Source organism: Priestia abyssalis (genome assembly GCF_002019595.1).
In the GTDB taxonomy this organism is placed as follows: Bacteria; Bacillota; Bacilli; order Bacillales; family Bacillaceae_H; genus Bacillus_BA; species Bacillus_BA abyssalis.
The window spans coordinates 3,746,535-3,769,919 of the sequence record NZ_KV917369.1; the positions used below are offsets into that span (position 1 = coordinate 3,746,535).

General features: G+C 39.1%; 21 protein-coding genes, 1 pseudogene and 1 riboswitch. Of the genes and pseudogenes, 4 read left to right on the top strand and 18 right to left on the bottom strand.

The window, feature by feature from the left end:
* Positions 1 to 14 precede the first annotated feature (14 nt).
* Both solA and BK575_RS17965 read right to left on the bottom strand, forming a co-directional pair.
* Positions 15 to 1,166, bottom strand: a complete 1,152-nt coding sequence (gene solA / locus BK575_RS17960) for an N-methyl-L-tryptophan oxidase (protein ID WP_078412287.1) — start codon at positions 1,164 to 1,166, stop codon at positions 15 to 17.
* 22 nt (positions 1,167 to 1,188) lie between these two features.
* Positions 1,189 to 3,603 (bottom strand): GcvT family protein, encoded by a 2,415-nt coding sequence (locus BK575_RS17965; RefSeq protein WP_078412289.1) that lies wholly within the window; start codon positions 3,601 to 3,603, stop codon positions 1,189 to 1,191.
* A gap of 443 nt (positions 3,604 to 4,046) precedes the next feature.
* Between BK575_RS17965 and hxlA the strand changes: the two genes are divergently transcribed.
* Positions 4,047 to 4,688: a 3-hexulose-6-phosphate synthase gene (gene hxlA, locus BK575_RS17970; RefSeq protein WP_078412291.1), complete on the top strand. Its 642-nt coding sequence runs from the start codon at positions 4,047 to 4,049 to the stop codon at positions 4,686 to 4,688.
* Between the two features lie 346 nt (positions 4,689 to 5,034).
* Here the strand turns inward: hxlA and BK575_RS17975 are convergent, their stop codons facing one another.
* The 3 genes from BK575_RS17975 to BK575_RS17985 all read right to left on the bottom strand — a co-directional run bounded on the left by BK575_RS17975 (position 5,035) and on the right by BK575_RS17985 (position 7,184).
* Positions 5,035 to 5,400, bottom strand: a complete 366-nt coding sequence (locus tag BK575_RS17975; RefSeq protein WP_078412293.1) for a winged helix-turn-helix transcriptional regulator — start codon at positions 5,398 to 5,400, stop codon at positions 5,035 to 5,037.
* A 101-nt stretch (positions 5,401 to 5,501) separates the two neighbouring features.
* Entirely contained in the window at positions 5,502 to 5,672 is a 171-nt protein-coding gene (locus BK575_RS29420) for a PepSY domain-containing protein (protein ID WP_078412295.1), read from the bottom strand.
* Positions 5,673 to 6,227: 555 nt separating this feature from the next.
* A complete protein-coding gene (locus BK575_RS17985; RefSeq protein ID WP_328589556.1) occupies positions 6,228 to 7,184 on the bottom strand; it encodes an ammonium transporter in 957 nt (318 codons plus the stop codon).
* Between BK575_RS17985 and BK575_RS17990 the strand changes: the two genes are divergently transcribed.
* Together BK575_RS17990 and BK575_RS17995 are read left to right on the top strand one after the other, a co-directional pair.
* Complete coding sequence (locus BK575_RS17990; RefSeq protein ID WP_235867411.1) at positions 7,183 to 7,527, top strand: 2Fe-2S iron-sulfur cluster-binding protein; 345 nt, start codon at positions 7,183 to 7,185, stop codon at positions 7,525 to 7,527. The genes BK575_RS17985 and BK575_RS17990 overlap by 2 nt on opposite strands.
* An 8-nt stretch (positions 7,528 to 7,535) precedes the next feature.
* Positions 7,536 to 7,658 (top strand): annotated as a pseudogene (locus BK575_RS17995) (IS6 family transposase); the annotation flags it as partial.
* A 471-nt stretch (positions 7,659 to 8,129) separates the two neighbouring features.
* Here the strand turns inward: BK575_RS17995 and BK575_RS18000 are convergent.
* Positions 8,130 to 9,659: a DHA2 family efflux MFS transporter permease subunit gene (locus tag BK575_RS18000; RefSeq protein ID WP_078412297.1), complete on the bottom strand. Its 1,530-nt coding sequence runs from the start codon at positions 9,657 to 9,659 to the stop codon at positions 8,130 to 8,132.
* A gap of 186 nt (positions 9,660 to 9,845) precedes the next feature.
* On the opposite strand from BK575_RS18000, the gene BK575_RS18005 reads away from it, so the two are divergent.
* Positions 9,846 to 10,745 carry a TetR/AcrR family transcriptional regulator gene (locus tag BK575_RS18005; RefSeq protein ID WP_078412299.1) on the top strand — a complete coding sequence of 300 codons (900 nt, stop codon included), beginning with the start codon at positions 9,846 to 9,848 and terminating at the stop codon, positions 10,743 to 10,745.
* 145 nt (positions 10,746 to 10,890) lie between these two features.
* Here BK575_RS18005 and BK575_RS18010 read toward each other — a convergent pair whose 3' ends face one another.
* From BK575_RS18010 to BK575_RS18065, 12 genes are all read right to left on the bottom strand, one after another.
* A complete protein-coding gene (locus BK575_RS18010; RefSeq protein WP_078412301.1) occupies positions 10,891 to 11,211 on the bottom strand; it encodes a DMT family transporter in 321 nt (106 codons plus the stop codon).
* Between the two features lie 31 nt (positions 11,212 to 11,242).
* Positions 11,243 to 11,581, bottom strand: a complete 339-nt coding sequence (locus BK575_RS18015; RefSeq protein ID WP_078412303.1) for a DMT family transporter — start codon at positions 11,579 to 11,581, stop codon at positions 11,243 to 11,245.
* A 29-nt stretch (positions 11,582 to 11,610) separates the two neighbouring features.
* Complete coding sequence (locus BK575_RS18020) at positions 11,611 to 12,483, bottom strand: Cof-type HAD-IIB family hydrolase (RefSeq protein WP_078412315.1); 873 nt, start codon at positions 12,481 to 12,483, stop codon at positions 11,611 to 11,613.
* Between the two features lie 124 nt (positions 12,484 to 12,607).
* On the bottom strand, positions 12,608 to 13,390 hold the full coding sequence (locus BK575_RS18025) for a DeoR/GlpR family DNA-binding transcription regulator (protein WP_078412317.1): 783 nt from the start codon (positions 13,388 to 13,390) through the stop codon (positions 12,608 to 12,610).
* 19 nt (positions 13,391 to 13,409) lie between these two features.
* Positions 13,410 to 14,423, bottom strand: coding sequence for an ABC transporter ATP-binding protein (locus BK575_RS18030; RefSeq protein ID WP_078412319.1), 1,014 nt, complete (start codon positions 14,421 to 14,423; stop codon positions 13,410 to 13,412).
* Entirely contained in the window at positions 14,423 to 15,295 is an 873-nt protein-coding gene (locus BK575_RS18035) for an ABC transporter permease (RefSeq protein WP_078412321.1), read from the bottom strand. The genes BK575_RS18030 and BK575_RS18035 overlap by 1 nt, the downstream gene beginning before the upstream one ends.
* On the bottom strand, positions 15,292 to 16,146 hold the full coding sequence (locus BK575_RS18040; RefSeq protein WP_078412323.1) for an ABC transporter permease: 855 nt from the start codon (positions 16,144 to 16,146) through the stop codon (positions 15,292 to 15,294). The genes BK575_RS18035 and BK575_RS18040 overlap by 4 nt, the downstream gene beginning before the upstream one ends.
* Before the next feature lie 104 nt (positions 16,147 to 16,250).
* Positions 16,251 to 17,084, bottom strand: a complete 834-nt coding sequence (locus BK575_RS18045; protein ID WP_078412325.1) for an alkaline phosphatase family protein — start codon at positions 17,082 to 17,084, stop codon at positions 16,251 to 16,253.
* The gene (locus tag BK575_RS18050) at positions 17,074 to 18,186 is read right to left on the bottom strand and encodes an ABC transporter substrate-binding protein (RefSeq protein ID WP_078412327.1); all 1,113 of its coding nucleotides are present in this window, start codon (positions 18,184 to 18,186) and stop codon (positions 17,074 to 17,076) included. Before BK575_RS18050 ends, BK575_RS18045 begins: the two co-directional genes overlap by 11 nt.
* 245 nt (positions 18,187 to 18,431) lie before the next feature.
* Complete coding sequence (locus tag BK575_RS18055; RefSeq protein ID WP_078412329.1) at positions 18,432 to 19,787, bottom strand: TrkH family potassium uptake protein; 1,356 nt, start codon at positions 19,785 to 19,787, stop codon at positions 18,432 to 18,434.
* A gap of 598 nt (positions 19,788 to 20,385) precedes the next feature.
* A riboswitch (cyclic di-AMP (ydaO/yuaA leader) is annotated at positions 20,386 to 20,537 on the bottom strand.
* 118 nt (positions 20,538 to 20,655) lie between these two features.
* The gene (locus BK575_RS18060) at positions 20,656 to 21,996 is read right to left on the bottom strand and encodes a multi antimicrobial extrusion protein MatE (protein ID WP_235867412.1); all 1,341 of its coding nucleotides are present in this window, start codon (positions 21,994 to 21,996) and stop codon (positions 20,656 to 20,658) included.
* Positions 21,997 to 22,198: 202 nt separating this feature from the next.
* Positions 22,199 to 23,383, bottom strand: a complete 1,185-nt coding sequence (locus tag BK575_RS18065) for a sialidase family protein (protein ID WP_078412331.1) — start codon at positions 23,381 to 23,383, stop codon at positions 22,199 to 22,201.
* Between the last annotated feature and the right edge of the window lie 2 nt (positions 23,384 to 23,385).

Below are 23,385 nucleotides of genomic sequence, written 5' to 3' on the forward strand. Positions count from 1 at the left end.
GGTTACGTAAAAATTTACTGATACACAAAACGCTGCGGACGGAATAAATTGATTGGGTGATTGGTTTGTCCATCAATCACTAAATCTGCTAAAATCTCTCCTACAACACTTGCAAACTTGAATCCATGTCCCGAAAACCCGGCTGCAACAGCCACTTGCGGGTGATTCGGGTGTGTAGAAATGACAAAGTGCTCATCAGGTGTGTTCGTGTACATACATGTTTTTCCTTGTAAAAAGCGACCGTTTAACTGTGGAAGACCTTGGGCAAGATATTCTCTAATCAATTCTACTTCATCGTCATACACGTTCCGGTCAATGGTTTCTGGTGTGCATGGTTTCCCCTTACGGAAGAAAGCGACTTTTGCTCCTTCGGGGCCTAATCCGAAAGAAGGAAAACCATATAATTGCACATAATCATCTGCTTCCCATATATAAATTGGTTGCTTGCCAACACGGAAAGGCTCTATTCCTCCTGTCGGCTCAAAGAACATTTGAATATGGCGTTCCACTTGTAAGTTTACACCTAGTTCTCTTAATAACTGGGGTGCCCAGGCTCCTGCCGAAATAATGATTTTCCCGGCTTCATATGTTCCATTAGCTGTCACAACGCGTACACCTTCACCAGAAGGATGCGCTTCCCATGATTGAACAGCTTCAAAAAATCGAAGTTCAGCACCATGCTTCTCTGCTTGAAGAAGATGGGTATACACACTTAGTTCTGGTCTGACGAACCCAGCCTTTTCTTCATATAGTGCTATTGTGTTAGGAGATGGGTTAAAAACCGGGAAGCGTCTGCGAATATCATTCGCCTCCAACACCTCGTAAGCGAGATTCCACTGTTTTGAACTTTCAATACTGCCGGATACAGTTAAGCTATCTGGAGGCCCCATCATTAATCCTCCTGTAACCGTCAAAATTTCTTCTCCGCTTTCTCTCTCAATCTCATCCCATAATTCATATGCACGAAGCAATAAGGGAACATAAGCAGGATCTTCAAAATAAGATTGTCGAATGATTCGTGAACCGCCATGACTTGACCCTTGGTTATGTGCAGGACCAAATTGTTCAAGTCCAAGCACCCGTTGACCTCTCTTCGCTAATTGATAGGCAGCTGTACTGCCCATTGCTCCTAAACCGATGATAATGACATCATAATGGTTGGACATATCTTTCCCTCCTGTTTTTCCGTTATTGAGAAACTACGACAGATTGAGTCATGATTTTCGCTTTATACCGTTGTCCAAAATATTCAATACTTAATACATCACCTTCCTTTAAAGCTTCAGGTAGTAACCATGCAAATACAATTCCTTTTCCCAGGCTGTATGCATAACCGGCACTTGTCACAAAGCCAACGGTTTTGCCTTCATCAAACACTGGTTCATACCCCATTACAACTATTGATGGATCCTCCAGTACTAATGTGGCTAACGATAGTTGAGGTCCCTTCTCCTTACGGTCGTGCAATGCTTCTTTTCCAATGAAAGCTGGTTTAGTAAGGTCGACCATATGCCCCAATCCTGCTTCATAAGGATCATGCTCACTCCAGAAGTCTTTACCGTTTCTTAACGAAAGCGATTCAATTCGAAGATTTTCAAGGGCACGGTCCCCTGCAGCAATGAGCTGATATGGACGTCCTGCTTCGAATAGAACATCCCATAGTTGCAACCCCTGATCGAAAGTCGTAAATAACTCCCACCTTTCCACGCCAGCATAGGAATCATAAACAGCTAGAACCGGAACATTCCCGATAAACAGTTCTTTTGCTTGCCCTAATGTAAAGGTCTCAGAAGCAAGAGATTGCATAATTTCGTTTGCCTTAGGGCCTATTACACCTAGGCCGCACATTCCTGCTGTTAAGTCTTTAATCACGACCCGGCTGGATGGTGGCAATTGTTTTTTGATCCAACTCGCTTCAACGGCTCCCGTGCAAAGAATAAAGAAGGTGGAAACTGCTGTGCGAATCACTCTTATCTCATCTTTTATTCCAGCTAATTCATGCAGCATCAATGTATTCGTTACATGTCCAACTGGAATATCGATATTACTAGTTGTTAATTTTTGCAAAAATTCAAGTGCCCCTTCACCGCTGATCTCGAGCCGCTTTTTGGCAGCCGTCACATCATAAAGGCCCGCATATTGCTGTGTATGCAACTGTTCAGCCTCAATAATTAGTGACCAATGCTGAGCTGCCCAGCCTTCACGCTTCAGGATGCTTCTTTCATACATCGCAACAAGCGAATCATTTGCTTCATACCACTGAGGCTGCTCCCAGCCCGATTTTTCGTTAAAATAAGCTCCTAATGTTTTTTGACGTATATAATATGGGCTCACGCGCATATCTCGCGATGTTTCCGGCGGCATAAACGGATGGTGAATATCGTATACTTTTTCATACTGTTCAATGGAACGCTTTTTATAATAAGCTGGACTTTGTGCGTATGTGTCGAAACGATTAATATCACACAACTCCAAATCAAGGTTTGGCGCTCCATTCACAATCCATTCAGCCATTGCCTTCCCAACACCGGCAGAATGTGTGACCCATATCGCTTCTGCTACCCAAAATCCACGTACTTTTTGGGATTCTCCTAGCAGCGGCATACCATCAGGTGTAAAGGAGAAAATACCATTTATCCCCTTTTTGATACCTGCTTGTTTTAATGCCGGAATAAGTTCAAGAGCATCTTGCCATGTTTTTTCGAAGTCCTCAGGTGTAAATGGCTTTACAGATGGCATTTCTTTCGTTTCGCCATACTTGGTAATTTCACTAACTTCGACAGGCAATGGGCGATGCTGATAAGAACCAATCCCTAAACTATTAAACACTTGACGGAAATATATAGAATTATCTTGATCGCGGATAAGCGGCGTTGTTACTTCTTCTGTTTCATCAGTTAGTTCTTGTAAATCATTCGTAAACACATATTGATGTGCCATTGGTTGAAGAGGAATGGTCACGCCTGCCATTTCACCAATACGAGGTCCCCAGAATCCGGCACAGCAAATGATCAGGTCAGCTTCAAATCTTCCAGCACTTGTTTCAACTGCCTTTACTTGGCCGTCTACAATATTAATCCCGGTTACTTCTGTGTGGCCGTAAAACTCGGTACCACGGGATTTTGCAAAGTGTGCCATTTTGTCAACAGCGCGAAGCGGTTTGGCAATTCCATCTGACGGTACGTACAATCCTCCGTAAATGTTATCTGGATTAATTAGCGAGCACTTTTGAGCACATTCTTCTGGTGAAAGCAGCACTGCCTCCATTCCCCACGACGCTCCTATTCCTGCTTTTCGTTTCAAATCTTCTAAACGCTCAGGCGTATTCGCAACTTCTAGACTTCCTACCGAATAGAAAGAAGGTTGTCCGTCAGCGCTTAACTCCTTAAAGGCTTCCACGGTTTGAGAAGCTAGGGCAGTCAATACTTTTGAAAAACTAAGTTGAAACACAAGCCCTGGGGCATGAGAGGTTGATCCCCCTGTTTCAAATAGGGGTCCCTGTTCAATAACCGTAATGTTTCGTTGCCCCATTCTGCTTAAATAATAGGCAGTACTGCATCCAACAACACCAGCTCCAATGATGACGATTTTTTTTTGCTCCATAACTCTGCATCCCACTCCCTTTTAAAAAACATGGTAAATATTGTCGATGGCTAATTATATTTTCAAAAATCTAAATTTAAAAACTATTTTGTCACAAGATGTGACACAGAATTTTAAACCATATCTCCCCTAAATGTTCGCGAAATATTGATTTTATTTCCTTTTTAAACAGTAATAAACAGCATTTGCTCAGAAATAACGAATTTTTTGGAGGGGGGCGCCGGCTATCTAAAAAAGAGTTAGCAAGAGTCTATAACATGGATGTATTGGTGCTATTAATCCAACAAAGACTTATTATTCATTGTCAAAAATTAGACTACTTCTTCTGATAGTATACTTTTAGTGACTATATGTTTTGAAAGTGCGTACTTATTTTTTTGAAAAATCTAACCTAGAATGAAGTTACAACAATCCAAAAAATTAAAATGAGGAGTGAGGAAGGGATGAAGCTTCAATTAGCATTAGATCTTGTAAACATTCCAGAGGCAAAAGAAGTCGTAAACGAGGTACAGGAGCACGTTGACATTGTGGAAATTGGTACACCGGTTGTCATTAATGAAGGGCTTCGAGCTGTAAAAGAAATGAAAGAAGCGTTTCCTTCTTTACAGGTGTTAGCTGACTTAAAAATTATGGATGCAGGTGCATATGAAGTGATGAAGGCATCCGAAGCTGGTGCTGATATTATTACTGTACTCGGAGCAACTGATGATGCAACGATTAAGGGTGCAGTGGAAGAAGCTAAAAAACGAGGGGCACAAATCCTTGTCGATATGATTAATGTAAAAGACCTTGAACAGCGTGCAAGAGAAGTTGATGAACTTGGTGTAGATTATATTTGCGTACACACAGGCTATGATCTTCAAGCAGCTGGAGAAAGTCCTTTTGAACAGCTTCAAACGATTAAACGTGTCGTAAAAAAGGCAAAAACGGCAGTCGCAGGCGGTATCAAGTTAGATACACTTCCAGAAGTGGTACAATCACAGCCTGATCTGGTCATTGTAGGCGGCGGGATTACAGGCCAGGAAGATAAAAAGGCAATCGCTGCACAAATGCAAAAATTAATTAAACAAGAAACTCTTGTATAAGAGGGAGCATGGCAATCATGCAAACGACTCAATATTTAGCCGAAATTATAAAAGAGCTGCATCAGACAGTTGAATTAATAAAATAAGATGAACCCTCCATCAGTGGAGGGTTCTTAATGCCAATAAAAGCCGTGTGAACTTGTGATAAACGATTGGTATAGGAAAAAACTGAACACCCCCCTTGGTTCAGGAGAAAAGCAAAAAGGCCATTCTCTATTACTTATCTATGATTATTTCATCCAATGTAAACTTACATTAATATAGAAAGGAAAGTCATGAGTATGTAGGCTCCTTTAATTAACGACCACATATTTATAGAAAAAGGTGGTCATTTTCACTCCTTGTTTTACTTAATTGATTCGATTCTTTCTACCTGTTTTTCTGTGATCGATTCCTTATAGTTTTTACCCCATTCATACATCGACTCGAGAATCGGCATTAGACTTTCTCCTTGTTTCGTTAGTGAATATTCCACCTTTGGTGGAACAACCGGATAGACTTTACGATAAACAATAAGATCTTCTTCCAGTTCCCGTAATTGGTTAACAAGCATTCTATGGGTAATACCTGGTATGAGAGACTTCAATTCACCAAATCTTTTCGTACCCTCTTTTCCTAAATACCATAAAATAACTAGTTTCCACTTACCGCCAATAACAGAAAGTGTTAGCTCTTTTTCACAATTAAACATCTTATCAAAAACATGTCTCATTGTTCATTTCCTCCCTATCTACACTGGCACTAGCTATGTGTTTTTTACATAACCTACTATTAAAAATTTAAATTTTCGTTAACTTTAACAAACCCAGCCATTTAATGATGCTCTTGTTGATCATCATGATGTTCAAGCTGCGACTTAAATAAATATGTACCACCTGTGATAGCCAGTATGAGAAGAACAGGTGTAAAAATCAAGACGGCATAAAAGTGCCAACGCCAAACTAATTTATATAAATGTTGAGCCTTTGAAAACTCTATTTTTATAGTGTTAGTTCATTTTGTATGAAAGCCATCTCTCTAACTCTCTCCTTTCTAGGGTAGATAAATCTGGTTTTGTCTTTGTTTTATTGCCCGCTTCACTTAACTAATTTTTTTGAAAATGAATTTAAAAATATAAACAAAGCTAGCTACATTAAGCTAGCTTTATAAATTAAAGACGTCTTTCTATACGTTTTTAATTTATTTATATATTTCACTTAATAACTCGACACATCTTCCTCTCATCGTCGGGCACCGCAATCGGTTATCTAGACAACTTGAATTATTCCTCAAGGGTTCACCTAAGCGGATGGCACCAACCCCGCAAGGGGGGACATCCGCTTAGGTCTAGAAAGTTTGACATGACCGTCCTTTGGTCATATCGAATTTTCTAAATCGATCTATATAGTTTTTTATCTTCAAGTAATTCTTGTTTATTCTTCCTTTAAATGATTTTTTACTCTTACATTGATTCGTTGGCCTATCAACACTTCTTTTTCACCATATTAGTCGTTAACATTTTGTTAAATTATTCATTTAGAAGATAAGCTTATTTTCTAATTAGTTATTAGAAGCTCCCTTGGCCTGCATTGAACCCATGCTTAAATCCACTGATTGAATTTCGGCATTATATGCTGGCTCTTCATGAAAACTTAAATCTAGTCCCATGAGCTCATCTTCTCTGCTTACACGTAACGGCGTAAATAAACTGATAACTTTTAAAATAATAAAGGTTCCTGCTGTTGCTAAGATAATAGCTGTAGCTACCCCCACACATTGATGTAGAAGTTGCTCTAAATTGCCATAAAGTAAACCATTATTCCCAGCTGGATTTACATCTTTTGTTGCAAAAATACCAGTGGCAATGGCCCCCCATATACCGCCAATACCATGGACACCGAAAGCATCTAATGTATCATCATATTTAAAGCGTTGCTTAACAAAATGTATGGCAAAATAACAAATGGGAGCAGAAGCTACCCCGATAATTAAAGCCGAAGGGATAGTAACAAATCCTGCTGCAGGAGTAATTCCAACGAGACCAGCTATCGCCCCTGTCGCTGCTCCAACTAATGTTGGATGTTTACGTATCTTCCATTCTATTAAAAGCCAGCCCAAACCACCTGCAGCTGCAGCGACTTGAGTATTGGCAAAAGCAAGTGCTGTTACACCATTAGCACCAAGAGCGCTTCCAGCATTAAACCCAAACCAACCAAACCAAAGAGTGGCTGCACCAATTAGGAAAAGAACGATATTGTGTGGCGCATGATCTTTCTTTAAATGTTCAAATCTAGGACCGATCACCACTGCAGCTGTAAGAGCACTAACACCTGAAAGAATGTGGACAACAGTCCCGCCAGCAAAATCAAGTTCCCCCATCGTAAACAGCCAGCCTCCACCCCATACCCAATGAGCCATTGGAGCATAAATAAACGTTAGCCATAAAGCAGAAAAGGCAACCCATGCCGGAAAGGAAATACGTCCTGCAATTCCTCCAGAGATGATGGCAACCGTAATGGCTGCAAAAGCATACGGTTATCCCGAAAAAAGCATCCACTTTGAACTATTTAGTCCTCCTGAATTTGGTCCCATGCAAGCTTTCCAAGTAAAGCTAAATAAAAGCAATCAAGTACTTGATGTACCAGAGGGGAAAAGTTTACTAGAAACACTGTTAAAACATAATATTCAAGCACCGTATTCTTGTAAAATTGGTGGATGCGGAAGCTGCCAAATAGACGTATTGGAAGGAGAAGTAGACCACAGGGACTTATTTCTCTCTGACATCGAGAAAAAAGAAGGTAATGTCATATTAACATGCGTTTCAAGAGCAACGACTGGCTGTCTTATCTTGGATTTATAATATGGAGGAAACATATGCTTGAAGGCATACAAATAAGGCAAGTTAGATATCTCAACAATGTCGTGGAACAAGACCATCGTGTCATAAAGAAGCAGGGTTGTTCGATGTTAGGGTTAAAATTCTTTCGAACAGACTCCTGCATGATATTCTAAATCTCTTCCTCCCCATTAACACAAATCCCCCGCTTCTATTTCACAACAAATAGGGGAAGAGAAACGTCATGAAGTTTAAGACGTTTCTCTTCCTGCGTTAGTGCGGAAAATATTTCTCTCTTCATTTTTTGTCCTTTTTACTGCGCTTCTTTTAAGATGGCTAGTCTTGCAACACGGCTATCTGCCTAATCGTATTCCCGAATGGCAAAAGCATGGTTTCATTTAGAAACGTTTTAGATTTAAAGGAGTAAGGGGGATAATTATTACTTTTTAGAATGAAGTTTCTATGGGAGACGGAATCGGTTTTGCTACCAAGGATTTTTAAAATCTGAACATGGGTAGAAATTCATAATATATAGAGAAAGCAGCCTTGTCATTCCTAAAAGGATGAATAAGGCTGCTTTCTCTGTTTTCTTGTATAGTTTTTAATGTTTCATTAGCCTTTACTCGTTAATTCTCCGCCAGTTTATTAACAATCTTTTTCTCAGACGGTTTTTCTTCTATAATGTCTTCGGCTTGTTTTGCTCGTTTAATAAAGAAAGCAAGAACAAGGGCAAGACCGGCAATAAAGACCGTCACAAAAAATGCAAAATTGATTCCTTCCAGCATTGCTTGCATCGCAATTTGCTGTTTCATGGCAGCCAGCGCCTCAGGTGTCGGCTGTCCTGTCATGTTCTTCATGGCATCTGCCGCTAATTCTTTTCCGTAAGTTTCTGTACGGTTGGACATGATCGTGACCAACAATGCCGTACCAATCGCGCCGGATACTTGCTGCAATGTATTATTCATCGCCGTACCGTGCGGATAATAGCGCGCTGGCAATTGATTTAAGCCATTTGTCGAAACCGGCATCATGACCATGGACATCCCCAACATCCGTACAGAGTATAGGAGAATTAAGTGAGTATAAGTGGTATCCATTGATAATTTGCTGAAATAGTAACTGGTTATGGTTGTAAGTGTTAAGCCAATGATTGCTAAAACACGGCCGCCAAATTTATCAAATAATCTACCGGTAATTGGTGACATGACGGCCATTACAATCGCCCCTGGCAGCATCATTAAACCGGCATCGAGAGGCGAAATGCCTCGAATCGTCTGCACATAGATTGGTGTAAGCAGCATCCCCGAAAACATGGCCATCGTTACAACCATCGAAATGGTTGCCGATAAGGCGTACATTGGATATTTAAAAATTTTAAAGTTCAGCATCGGTTTCTCTTGCTTTACTTGACGTAAAATAAACCAAACCAATGAGATGGCTCCAACGATGATGGTCATATAGACTTGCGGACTGTCCCAGCCTTTGCTGCCGGCAGAACTGAATCCATATAACAACCCGCCAAAACCAACGCTTGATAAAAGAACCGAAAATAGATCAAGATGAATATCCACTTTCTCTTTCTTATCTTTCAGCATGAAAATACCCATTAGCAGGACAAGAACAGCGATTGGAGTGACAAAGTGGAAAAGCATTCTCCAGTCATAGTGTTCAATTAACCAGCCTGATAAAGTAGGTCCAATTGCGGGTGCCCCCATCATAATTAAACCGAATACTCCCATTGCGGCTCCCCTTTTTTCCACCGGGAAGCTCACTAACATAACGTTCATTAATAACGGCATCATGATTGCCGACCCTGACGCTTGGATCATCCGCCCTGCCAATAAAATAGGAAAGACATGGGCAATTCCCGCCAAAATGGTTCCAAGCGTAAATAAGCCCATGGCCGCCAAGAATAAGTGACGTACAGAATATTTTTGAATTAAAAATGCGGTAGTTGGAATCAAAACCCCGTTCACCAACATAAAACCTGTCGTCAGCCACTGCACAGTCGATGCTCCAACATCCAAGTCTGTCATAATGGACGGCAGTGCGATATTTAATAATGTATTATTTAAAAGCGCAATAAAAGCTCCAATCATTAAGACGGAAAGAATCCCGTACGGTGGAGCGTCAGCCTTTTTTATCGTATGTTCCATCGTGTTCCTCCTCTATACTTGCAGTTCATTATTTTATACTGATGTTTCACACAAACCATATCATATACCATCGGTTCAAAAAAATCAATTCAAAAATCTCCCTAATTTACTGGGTTTGTGTAAACTGAAAAAATAATGTAATATATTTTTTATACAGGTAGTCTAATCGGAAATAAAGGTGATTATATGAACGATAGGAAACAGCATGTTATAAAAATGGCTCATCAATTATTTATTGAGAAAGGTTTTCAAGCTACATCCATTCAGGATATTTTGGACTATAGCGGAATTTCTAAAGGAACATTTTATAATTATTTTCCATCTAAAAATGAATTATTAATCGCTCTTTTTAAAACGATATACGGGAAGATGGAAAAGGAACGGAATGAACTGCTCATGGGCCAGGATCCCTCTAATATTGAAATCTTCATTAAGCAAGTTGAACTACAAATGAAGACAAATCGAACAAATAAGTTAATCTCTCTTTTTGAGGAAGTATATTTTTCAAAAGATGAAGATCTTAAAGAATTCATAAAACGGGGACAAATGAGGATCATTCGCTGGACATTCGGACGGTTCATAGACATTTTCGGAGACAGTAAAAAACCCTATTTATTAGATTGCGCGATCATGTTTATGGGAATTTTGAACCATAACCTTAAATACAATGCCTTGGCACACGAAACAGCTGCCGACATTTACGAAGTGGTCCGTTACAGTGTGGAGCGTGTGGTGAAAATGGTTGAGGAAGTGGCGGAAACAGGTGATCAATTGATTCAACCTGAACTTTTAGACAGTTGGCTGCCTGAGTGTACAAACAGCGACCATGCTTTTCATCAAAAGCTTTCTCATGCTGTATTGGCGTTGAAAAAAACTCTAATCGATAGCAAGAAACAGTCAAAATACAATGAGCTGCTGGACTTTGTTCAAAATGAGCTGCTTCATTCAAAAACTCCCCGAAAATTTTTGGTTGAAAGTGCCCTTTTATCATTAAAAACAGATCAAACATGTTCGGAGAAAAAAGAACTGCAAAAGCTCGATCAACTCGTTGCGATTTATCTTACCGAACAAGAGGATGCTAATTAATGTTCCTCTAATCCTGTATGTAACTTTTTTGAAACCTAAAAACATAAACACCCCATTCCCTTCGTAGAAATGGGGTGTTTGTTTGATTCTAGATTCTTCGTACACCGTTTGAGATTTGCCTCCGATTCCTTGTCACCACTTGGGTTTAATGTCCGGAAGTCAGTTTAATCCCTACTGCCCCTGTCAAAATACACATAATTAATAGAATGGACCTTAAGCTTCTAGGTTCATGAAAGAACATTATTCCTGCTAAAACACTTCCGACAGAGCCGATACCGGTCCATATTGCATAGGCGGTTCCCACTGGGAGAGACGTTAATGATAGCGAAAGAAAATAAAAGCTTACACTTCCAAAAAATAGACAGGCGACAGAGGGAAGCCATTTTTTAAACCCATCTGCATGTTTCAGGCTTATCACACTGCCAACCTCGGCAAAGCCGGCAATCAAAAGGAAAAACCAATCCATTGAATCATCCCCTAACCTTGTGTAACTCGTTTCATTGTCTTTGATGTTCAGATTGGGCTGGACTCATTTTTATTCCAATGATTCCCGCTATCATTAAAGCCACAAAAAACACTTTCAGTAGATTAATGGGCTCTCCCCAAAAGAGCATCCCAATCACTACTGTTCCAACCGTTCCCAATCCAGTAAAAATGGCGTAACCAGTTCCTAAGGGAATTGAATGCAACGCCTTTGAAAGCAAAAAGAAACTGAAGATTATGATAATAATTGTTATTATACTTGGTATCATTTTAGTAAATCCATGTGAATATTTAAGACCAATCACCCAGATAATTTCCAAAAGTCCTGCCATGATGATATAGATCCATGCCATTTCATTGTTCTCTCCTTTGGCATCGATACTTATTTTTGAACCGCGAAGTTCTCCATATATCGATAAATTGCATGAGCTACCCCATTTTCATCATTTTTAAGGGTTGTCGTTGTGCAAACAGCTTTTATGTCATCTTTCGCATTTCCCATCGCTACACTGTATCCAACTTTCTTGAGCATGGATAAATCATTGTTGCTGTCCCCGATTGCCATTGCCTGATCCAACGATCTATTCAGCAAGAACGCCAACTTTTCAAGGGCCATTCCTTTCGAAGCGCTTTTACTAGTCATTTCAATGTTATGATCAGCAGATGACACAACCTGCAGCTCATCAAATTTTTCAAATTGATTCCATGCTTCCTTTAATTTCTGTTTATCAAACGAACATGCTAAAATATTATAAAATTCCTCTTCCTGTTTTAAAATATCATGATAGCTGTCAACTAAAACATACCCAACCTGATCAAATTGCCTTTCCGCTACTTCAACTAGTTCTTTCGTATCTGCATCTAAATCTGCATTTTTCAAACTTTGAATCTCATTGTAGAATTGTTCTTTTGTTTTTTTAAGAGTATAAATAGCTTTATCAGTAAACACTTCATAATAATAATTCCGGTCATCTAACCATTGAAGAATAGATTCGACACGATTTTTAGTTAGCGTAATTGAAGAAATACACTCTCCATTTTTTGAATGAATGGTAGATCCATTTGTCCCGATTACAAACAGGGAAAGCCCGGCTTTTTCACAAATGGTGTGAACGTCAAAATAAGCGCGTCCCGTTGAAATCACGACTTCAAAGCCTCTATCCCCGGCGTACTGAATCGCCTTTATATTTTCTTCACTAATTTCATTCTGATCGTTCAATAATGTTCCATCTAAATCTATTGCAATAAAACTCATATTCTATCGCTCCTCTTCTCATTCAATCTATTACATTTTCTTTCTAGTTTTTTTTATCTGTTATCAATACGGACCAAAAAAGAGAGAGAATCCTCTCTTTCGTCTCTATATGCCCTTTTTATGGCTACGCTTGGATCCAATCGATTTCCTTTAAATTCGGATGATCCTTCCATGCCTCTGGAAATGGTTGATCGCAAACAATCGCATCGACTTTTTCTAAAGGGCAAACTTTACAAAAAGTATCAACACCCATTTTAGAGTAATCCGTCAGCATGATCACTTGCTTTGATACCTCGATCATCTTGCGGGAAACCAATGTTTCATGCAGGTGATAATTACTGACCCCATTTTCAATCGAAACACCGCCGGCTGAAATGAATGCTTTATCAATATTAAATTGATTTAACATTTGCTCCGTGAGACCGCCGCTTATGGATTGCTGCTTTGGATCGATTTGTCCGCCCAACAATAGAATTTGTCCTGCAAACTTATTTTGATTGAGCGATTCAGTCAATACAGACGACACAGGAAGAGAATTGGTTAAAATCGTAATGTCTTTTTTATTTTCGATACACTGTGCAAATTCAAGCATCGTTGTGCCGACATCAATGGCAATCACATCTCCATTTGAAATGAGTTCCACTGCCTTTTTCCCCACCTTGATTTTCGCTTCTTGGTTCACGGTTGTCCGCTGTGTGAAGGGAGGCTCCTCAAACTGAAAGACCGTTTTAATCGCTCCACCGTAAACCCTCTTTAAAAGTCCTTTTTCTTCTAATATCATTAAATCCCGTCGAATCGTTTCCTCTGACACATTAAACTGATCCACTAATTCCACGACTTTCACTTTTCCCGTTTTGTTCAGTTCTTTTAAAATTTCATTTTTTCTTTCTTCTGGCAAGACAGACATACATTCCCCCCCCCCTTATTTATAAAATAATGCATTCTTTTTTCGGTACAAGAATTTGAACACGTGTTCCTTGTTCAAACATTTTCCCGCGGTGGTGAAGATAGTCTACATGGAAAACGGATTCCTCTGTTTCTACTTCATATCTTAAAACATTTCCTGTCATGGTAACATCTTTAATAAACCCTTTAATTCCCCAGTTCTCTTGTAAATCGATATGATCTTCACCAACAGAAACTAATCGTAATACTTCAGGACGAATGGCGACTTCATTCCCTTTTAATTCTGTACTACGAACGAGTTTACGGAAATCTTCCATACTACAAACATTATAATTCCCAATAAACTTTGCAACAAATGTATTGGCTGGAGAAGTATAGATTTCTGCTGGAGAACCGGATTGCACCACTTGCCCTTTATTCATGATAAAAATTCGATCAGACATGGTCATGGCTTCTTCCTGATCATGAGTAACAAAAATCGTTGTAATATCTAATTCTTTCTGTATTCTCTTTAATTCTTTTTGCAAACTTTTTCTAATTTTAGCATCCAATGCGCTTAACGGCTCATCCAACAGCAGTACTTTCGGCTCCATGACAAGCGCACGGGCAAGAGCGACCCTCTGCTGCTGTCCGCCGGATAATTGATGGGGATAAGACTCTTCTTTTCCTATTAAATCAACCATCTCAATCATTTTTTTTACTCTTGATTTAATATTTTTTACCTTCTTCATTTTAAGGCCGTACGCAATATTATCAAAAACACTCATATTCGGGAAAAGCGCATAAGATTGAAATACCATACCGACTTCACGCTGACGCGGTGACAAATGAGTAATATCTTTTCCATCAATGAAGATGCTTCCTGCATCAACGCTTTCAAGCCCCGCAATGGAACGTAATAATGTACTTTTTCCGCATCCGCTTTGCCCAAGAAGTGTCGCAAATTCTCCTTTTTTTAATGTTATTGAAATGTTATTTAAAACGACTTGATTTTCATACCCCTTAGTCACTTGATCGATGGTTACATAACTCATTATTTTTCACCTTCTAAAGCAGTATTTTTATGATCGTATTGTTTTTTCAAAAATGAAAGAATTCGCTTCTTATTTGACGCGACAGGTTTTTTTTCGCCTCTAAACGTAAGTTTTAATACAGCCCCCGTTAACAATAAAATCATGGAATAATACGTAATAACAATTGCACTTGTTAAGTGACCGCTGCTGTTTAGTTTGTCGGCAAGATAAATTTGAATGGTTTCAAATCGGCCCCCGACAAGCAAATTGGCATAAGCAAACTCACTAAATATAAGAGCGACTGATAATAAGGTAGACACTAAAATACCAGATATAATATTGGGGAACACCACTGTGCGAAAAGCCTGGACCTTTGTGGCACCTAGTAATTCAGCTGCATCAACAAGCTGCACAGCATTTACCGTACGAAGACTGTTACGAATACCTTGATACATAAATGGCAAAATGGTTATGAAATAGGCACCAATTAAAATCCAAGGTGTTCCGGCAATTTGAATCGGCCCATCTGAATATACCTTGATTAATCCAACAGCTCCAACAATGGGCGGAATTCCATAAGGAAGCATCGCTGCTGCTTGAAGCAATCCTTCCCATTTACTGAAATATACCGTGATGATAAAGATAGTCGGAAGCATAATAATAACGCTAAGACCGACAGACATGACAATTAAAAATAGCGTTCGTTGAAAAGCATCATAAAACCGTTCATCTTGAAATAATTCAATATACCATTTCATTGTATAACTCTCAGGTAAAATCGTATGGTCCCATTTACCGGCAATCGAGAATAAAAAGGTTCCTACAAGCGGAATTAATAAGTAAATAACTAATAATCCAACAACCACTTTATGAAAAGCCATTGAAGATTTCATCGTAAATCCCTCCTAATGCGACGCATCATTCGTTCATTAAACCACATCGCCCCTATCATGGTCGCTGCTAGAAGTACTCCCATCGCACTGCCCAGCTGAGGCTTTAATGCAACGTCACTGGCAACTAAAGATGCAATTTGCAATGACAATAAGTTATAGTTGCTGCCGACCAATGCATAGGCTGTAGCGTAAGCTCCCATCGCATTCGCAAACAAAATACTGAATGTGCCTATAATACTAGGTAAAAGAACTGGAATCCCGATGTGAAGCCAAAATGAGAATGTGGATCCTCCTAATAATGAAGAGGCTTCTTTCCATTGTTTCTTAATTCCTTGATAAGACGGATAGATGAGCATAACAGCAAGCGGAATTTGAAAATAAACATAAACAAGAATGAGGCCTGTCCACGAATATAAATTAAAATCGGCAAATACATCCCAACCAATCTTAGAAAAAAGCAATGTAAACAATCCATTGTTTCCGAGTAAAATAATATATGAAAATGAAAGGGGAATCCCCTCAAAGTTCGACGTCATATTGGCAATCATCAATAGGCGGTTTTGTATTTTTTGTGAGAACTTTGTAAACGAATAGGCTGCAATGACTGCTATAATTACAGAAGTTACAGCAGAAAATAAGGAAATGACAAGGCTATTTTGAATGGCTTGCAAGTAAAATTTACTTTTAAATATCGTTATATATTGACTAATCGTAACTTGAATTCCATCGTCTGCATAAAAACTATTTTTAATCATTGCCGCTAATGGCCCTATTTCAAATCCAATCACAAACATCATAAATGGCAGTAAAAGAGCTAATAAGTAAATTTTTTGTTTTTTTATTTTTCGCAAGACTTCTCGCTCCTCTATGTTCTCTAACAATTTGGGAATTGGTTTAACCATTGTTAAACCAATTCCAGTGAACCTTCATTTTAGTGTTGAATAGGATATCCTTTTTAAAGGGTAATTTTCCCTTTCAGACCTGGCAATTGATATGGAATCATTTTATCGGACAGCTCAATATTTAAAAGTTCACAAACGAGCGGTGCAAACGCTAATTGCGGAACCACTTCACTGTAAACGCCAGGCTCAACTTTTGGACTAATGATAAAGAGCGGTACATCACGCTCACCATCCGTTATGCCGCCATGGTTGCCAGTTTCACTCATGCCGTGATCTGATGTAATTAAAATGTGGTAACCTTCTTTGATCCAAATTGGCAAAAGTTGTGCCAATAAGCTTCCCATTTTTAAGATTTGCTCACGATATTCTTTCGATTCCGACCCAAAGATCTCTCCTTTTACATCAACACCCATCGGATGAATATATAAAAAGTGCGGGTCATGCTTTCTGCGTAAAGCTTCTGCATCCATTAACACATGGCTGTCTGGATAGTCATCATCCCAATAAAATTTTCCATATTGAATCGGCTTAGACTCATCTTCTTGCTCACGATCTTCAATAAAATGGAATGGCGCACGATTATAAAGTTCGCTTACCCAGTAATACGATACCGTTCCGTTTCTTAAGCCATTTTCCTTCGTAAGATGAAAGAGACTTTTCTCAGTTGATAAGCGAACGGCTTGATTGGACGTAATTCCATTCACCGATGCCGGTGTTCCCGTTAATAACACTTCATATAACGGACGGGAAAGACTTGGGAGTTCCGACTTTACTTTGTAAAGCGCCGCCTGATTTGTTTCAACTAGATGTTGAATAAATCCGAGAGCCTCACACGCTTTATCATATCTCATACCATCAACAACAATTGCTATTACTTTATTTGACATGGACTAACACCTCTTCTTGCCAAAGCTGCGGTAACGATTTAGCCGTTTCTTCCCAAGCTTTGTAATCTTCAACTGGCTGTGCATTTTCGTACTGTTCTTCTGGAACCATTTTTTCAGATACTTCTTTCGGTAGTTCTACATCGCGAATTGGACGGGCAAATCCTTTAGCCAAGTTAATTTGACCTTCATCGCTCAGGATATATTCTCTCGTTGCCATCGCTGCATGCGGATGCTTCGCATATTTGTTAATAATCGTTGCATAGCCGCTGACGACTGAACCTTCACTTGGAATCGATACATCAAATTGATCACGGTTGATTTGGTCAGCGTAACCAAGGGCGTTAAAATCCCAAACAAGGGCAACTTCCACTTCCCCTTTTTCAATGTTAGCGGGCTTGGCATCCGTTAAGCTAAGGCGGCCTTGTTTCGCAAGCTTAGCAAAATAGTCAATTCCCGGCTTAAGGTTTGTTTCATCACCGCCGTAAGCGATAGCGGCAGCAAGAACGGCCATTTGATTCTGTGCACCACGCTGAACGTCTCCAACTGTTACTTTATAATCCCCTTTTAATATGTCATCCCAAGATTTTGGAGGGTTAGCTACTAATTCTTTATTAGTTAAAAATGCAATCGTTCCTTGGTAGCCGACAACCCAATCCCCGTTATCATCTTTTGCCCAGTCAGGTACCTCGTCCCAATAGGAAGTTTTATAGGCGAGCGTTAATTCTTTTTGTTCCGCGATTGGCCCAAAGGAAACCCCTACATCACCGATATCAGCTGTTGCATTCTCTCCTTCAGATTCCATTTTGGCAATCTCTTCGGCACTGGATAAATCGGTATCAGTGTGTTCCAATGTATATTTTTTCGTTACTTCATTCCACGTTTCTCCCCAGTTAGCCCATGAATCAGGCATACCGACACTATTAATCGTTCCCTCTTCTTTTGCCTTTGTTTCAATTTCTTTTAGTGTTAACGAACTTGGATCCTTAACAACTGGAGCAGCCTCCTCTTTAGCAGTTCCACAAGCAGCTAATCCCAGTACACTCATCCCTAGCACTGCCGCTTGAATAGACTTGTAACAGTTCTTCTTGAATGTGCATTTCATAAAAAGTGCCTCCTTTTAATGTGGAATCTTTAATGTTTATTACTGTTTATTACGGTTTAATCATAATCAGACAATATTAACCCCACATTAATCCAATGTTAAGGTTTTGTAAATCCGCTCTTCTTTCATAAACAAATACCCCCCTTGGGCCCAAGGGGGGTATTTGTTTATGAATGGTGATAACATGCACCGTCATCAATCTACTCTTTTACTGTATAATAACCTTTATAACTGATATTTATAGTTTATCCAATTAGGATTTTTTCTTCTGCATAACGAATTTTCGCTTTATTGTTTGAGTGAATCGCAAGTGCAAAAGCCATCGTGAGAGGTCCTACCCTGCCGATGAACATCATAATGGTAATGAGAATGCGTCCCATAGGGCTTAGTTCCCCGGTAAAACCGGCACTTAATCCAACAGTCGCGAAAGCAGAGACCGTTTCAAACAATATTTTAGACATATCCGCTCCTCTTTCCGTTATAGTGAGTAAAAAGAAGATCAAAAAAATAAAAAGGATCCCTGAAAGAGCAATCGATAAGGCCCGATAAACAAGTGGTGATGGAATTCTTCGTTTAAAAATATTCACATCCTCTTTATTGGTCAATACTGACCAAAGGGCAAAGAGCAGTAAAGCAAAAGTAGTCACTTTGATGCCCCCGCCTGTAGAACCTGATGATGCCCCGATAAACATTATTGCGATCATATAAACTTGAGAACTCAATGTTAGTTGGGCTATATCAATGGTGTTAAAGCCAGCTGTACGGGGGACGACTCCTTGGAAATACGCAGCCCACCACTTATCTGCCATATTTAAATTTCCTAACGTAGCAGGATTATTAAACTCTAATGCAAAAATGACCAGTGTACTTACCACGTTAATAAGCAAGGTAAAGAGCAGCACGATTTTGGTGTGGAGAGAAAACTTTTTTATACTCCTTTTTTCAAAAACTTCCGCGATGACAAAAAATCCGATTCCTCCCAGCATGAAGAGCATCGTAATGATAATATTTACCGTCGGATCCCCTACCCACTTGCTCAAATTATCGGGCTCTAATCCGAATCCTGCATTGTTAAAAGCAGAGATGGAATGAAATATTCCGTAATACGCAGCCTTGCCCCACCCCATCTCTTGTGACCAGCGAATCGTTAGAACCAATGCTCCAATGGCTTCCACAATTAACGTAATCATAATAATGCGCAGTACTAATTTGATGACCCCTTGTAAGGAAAAAGAATTGATGGATTCTTGAAGCAATAATCGGTGTTTTAATCCGATTTTTTTCCCTAAGATAATAAACATGAGAATCCCGCTGGTCATGAATCCCCATCCCCCAATTTGAATAAGAGCGAGTAACACAATTTGCCCGAACAACGTAAACGTGGTCCCGGTGTCAACAACGGCCAATCCTGTTACACAAACTGCAGAAGTAGCTTCAAACAGGGCGTCAATGAAGCTCAGATGATGCCGATCCCGAGTAGCAAATGGAATCATCAGCAAGCAGGTTCCCATAAAGATTAATCCCAAGAAACCAAGAAGAAGAATATGTGCCGGATGCAACTTTATGATTTTATTATGGCGTTCTTTATTAAAAAGCAACATAACGATTTCCTTTCAACATCCTGTAATTAAAAATGGATTGAACAGTGATGATATTACATCCATTTTTATTTTGTTCATATGTAAAACTGTTTGTTATCATCCTTCCCCTGCTCCTTCAAAAGATTCAGCGAAACGGCTTCATATTAGAAAAAAAATTCATTTTCCATTTACCTGTTTCCCGAAACAGGTAAACCACTATTTTCACCGTATGAAAAGAAGCAGTACATCACCCAACTGCTCAAATTTTAGTGTCATTGAATCATTTATTTGCCTAAATTTCTATGAATAAAACAGCCCCTCCTTTCTATATACATTCCACTTAATAGCTCGATACATCTTTATACAATCAAGAGGCATCACAATTAGCTGCCCAGACAGCTTGCAGTTTGCTCTCAAGGGTTCACCTAAGCGGATGGCGCCAACCTCGAAAAGGGGGGTGTCATCCGCTTATGCGTAAATAATATGACATGGGCGCTTTTTGCCCATGTTAAATTATTTATGCGGATCTATATATTTTCCCAATAAAAAACACGAGAAGAGGATCTCTTCTCGTGTTTTAGACATCACAAAATAAACGTGTCCATTACACTAAAAAATGACAATCCCTCAACACGCTTACGAGGTTAGCTGTCGGATTCGGGTCATGAGAGTAACCCTACCTTCATTCATTAGAAGGATTCACCCCTAGTACTGTCACCAGTACAAAATTTGGTTCCCCCGCTCCTTTTAAGGATTAAGCGATCACGATATAAAACATTTTCTGAAAGTAATCTTACTCCGGTTAAAATTTACTGTCAAGCATATTTTTGGGTTATTATCCCTCTGAATAGCACTCATTATCCTCCACATCTCATACTTTCAGTCTCTTTTACCCGTGTCTTCTTACTTTTTTCAAAGGCAGAGGGCTAATTTTATCTTTAAAATGTTTATGCGAATAGATGATACTACCGACAACAATCAACTCTCCTAATAACCCCATTGATTGCGCAAGAGCACCAAGTGTTCCATTCCAATGTGGAACCATTTTAACACCAACCAAAAGAACATTCACTGTGATGAATAAATTGACGGATTGAGAAATAATGGTTATTTTTGTTTGCTTATAGAGCATCAACAGCCCGTTAAAAAAATCAATAAATGGAAAGACGAGGGCCATTAACAAAAATATTTTTAAGACATCTAAACTAGCAGCCAATAATCGATTATTTATTCCCATAACGTGCTCCATAAAAAATGGACCAAATGAGGAATAGCAGAATACCCCAATGATCATAAATGGAACACAGCTAATAATAAACGAAAATCTCCTTACTTGTGCTTCATGTTGATCATAAAAATTGATGACAATTTGATGGATATAGGAAAAAGAACTTAAAACTAATTGAGTGACACTTAATGCAATCGCATAACTGGCAATGGCCAGTTCTGTCTCTTCAGTCTTGCCTAAAAAAATATTAATCGCTGGGCCAACTGTTACAATAATGAGGGAAGATAACATGAGAGGACTGTAGAATCGAAAAATTTGAGCCTTTGATTTTATTTTCTGTTTACTGATTTCCGGCATTTTTCGAACAAGAGAACGAGCTTCAATGGCATTGATCGCACATTCAATAATCATCCCGCTTAAAAAAATATAAGCTCCTGTTCTTCCTGCAACACTGCCCGATTGAATAAGATACAAAGACAGTACATACATGAAAATCAATCGTATACACATGCCAATAGTCAACCACTTTGTCTGGCGATTAAAAATGATGATTCCTTGGCAGAAACAACGCAGCGCTGAAAATACGGTTACAAAAATAAGGACTCGATAAATTTCCTTTATTTGTTGTATCATATCGTGTTTAACACCATATAACGTTGAAAAAATAAAATCTCCAACTGGAGTATATGCTATTGCCGAAGATACGAATAACAAACTAATCACAATGTAAAAGGAAAAATGCGTCATCAATTTAACGGACTCTTTATCCCGCACTAAAGCCGAACATGTTTGCCGAAGTATGACACCAAGGCGCTCTGTAATGGCAAATAAACTCATCGCAATCGCATAGCTGGCAATGACAAGTTCTGAATTCTCCGCTCTTGCTAAAGTGCTATTGATAATAATGTGTGATAACGCGACAAGGCTTGCAGATACACCTAATGGGACAAAGAAGAACAGTAATGTTTTAGTTGACAATTGCTCCTCTTGCTTTAACGTCATCGCTTTACAACACCTTTTTATTTTTTTGCTTTTTAGGACAAATAGTTGAAAGCAACCTATCATTCATCTAGGTTGCTTTCTTACTATATATTCCACTTAATAACTCGACACGTTTTATTCCATCGAAGATATTCACAATCGGTCATCCAGACCACTTGAATCTGCCCAATTTTCTACATCGATCTATATAAATGTAAAGCGATTAATTTTTCACCCATTCTTCTGAAATGCTTACATACTTAATGGCTTGCCTAAAGTAGGTAAATGCAATATGGATATTTCCATCTGAAGTTTGTTTGATCGTTGGATAAGAATATTCTCTATTTAGCTTATCCTTCGAATTATTGGTCATCGCATATCCATCGCCTACTTCAAGATTTTTAACATAAGGCCATGTTCTTCCGTTATCCTCTGAAATCGCAATCGTCATCGGTGCTCGAGGCGCACCCCAGAATGCTGTTCTGCTTCCGGTTTCCTCTTCGCTGTCTGTATAAGAAGAAACCATTTGATCATCTTCTTCATCCTCGATTTCATCGTATAATGAAGTTCTGCGTTCTGTACAATTGTCAGCATTCATATTATTGAACACTAATGCTAAATGGCCATTGTTTAGTTTCGTGAATTGGATAGAAGAGTTATTGTTTGGCAGCTCAGTAGCTTGCGGTTCACTCCATGTTCTTCCACTATCATAAGAATAACTTCTATAAATATAGTCAGCCCAGCGGCTGCGGAATAATGCTAAAAGGGTTCCATCATGTAATTTTTCAATATTCATATGAACGCACCCTAAACTATTAGGCACTTCATATTCTTCCCATGTTTTCCCTTGATCTTTTGAAATTTTTACAGCGCTTACATCTTTATCTCCTGTCCATTTCTGTCCTGGAGACGTGTAGCAGTACCAAATTGGCAATAGCCATTCCCCATTATCTAGCACAATGATTGGTTGTCTAATAAAAGTCCCTGGTGTGTCAAATAAGGTTTCAATAGGCCCCCACGTATACCCGTTATCTTCTGATATACGATATCTAATGATGGCAGTATCTTGATTTCCTGATTTTTGAGCTGTATATAACAGCCAGAGCTTACCATCTGGAGCGTTAAATAAAATCGGATTTTGTTCAGAACGAGCGGGATCATTTGAAATTTTTTCCGCTTTGCTCCATTCCGTTTCACCTTTATTTAGTCTTGATATATAAATGTGGATATCTGACATGCCTTCTTGTGTACCGGCAAACCAAACACATAATAAGTCACCGTTATCTAATGGCAATAGATTGGCCGCATGGTTTTGCACATAATTAGATGAGATGTATGCCTCCACCCGCTGAACATCATTTTTGGCTTGCTTTAATTTCCCATCATATACAGTAGATGTATGATTCATTA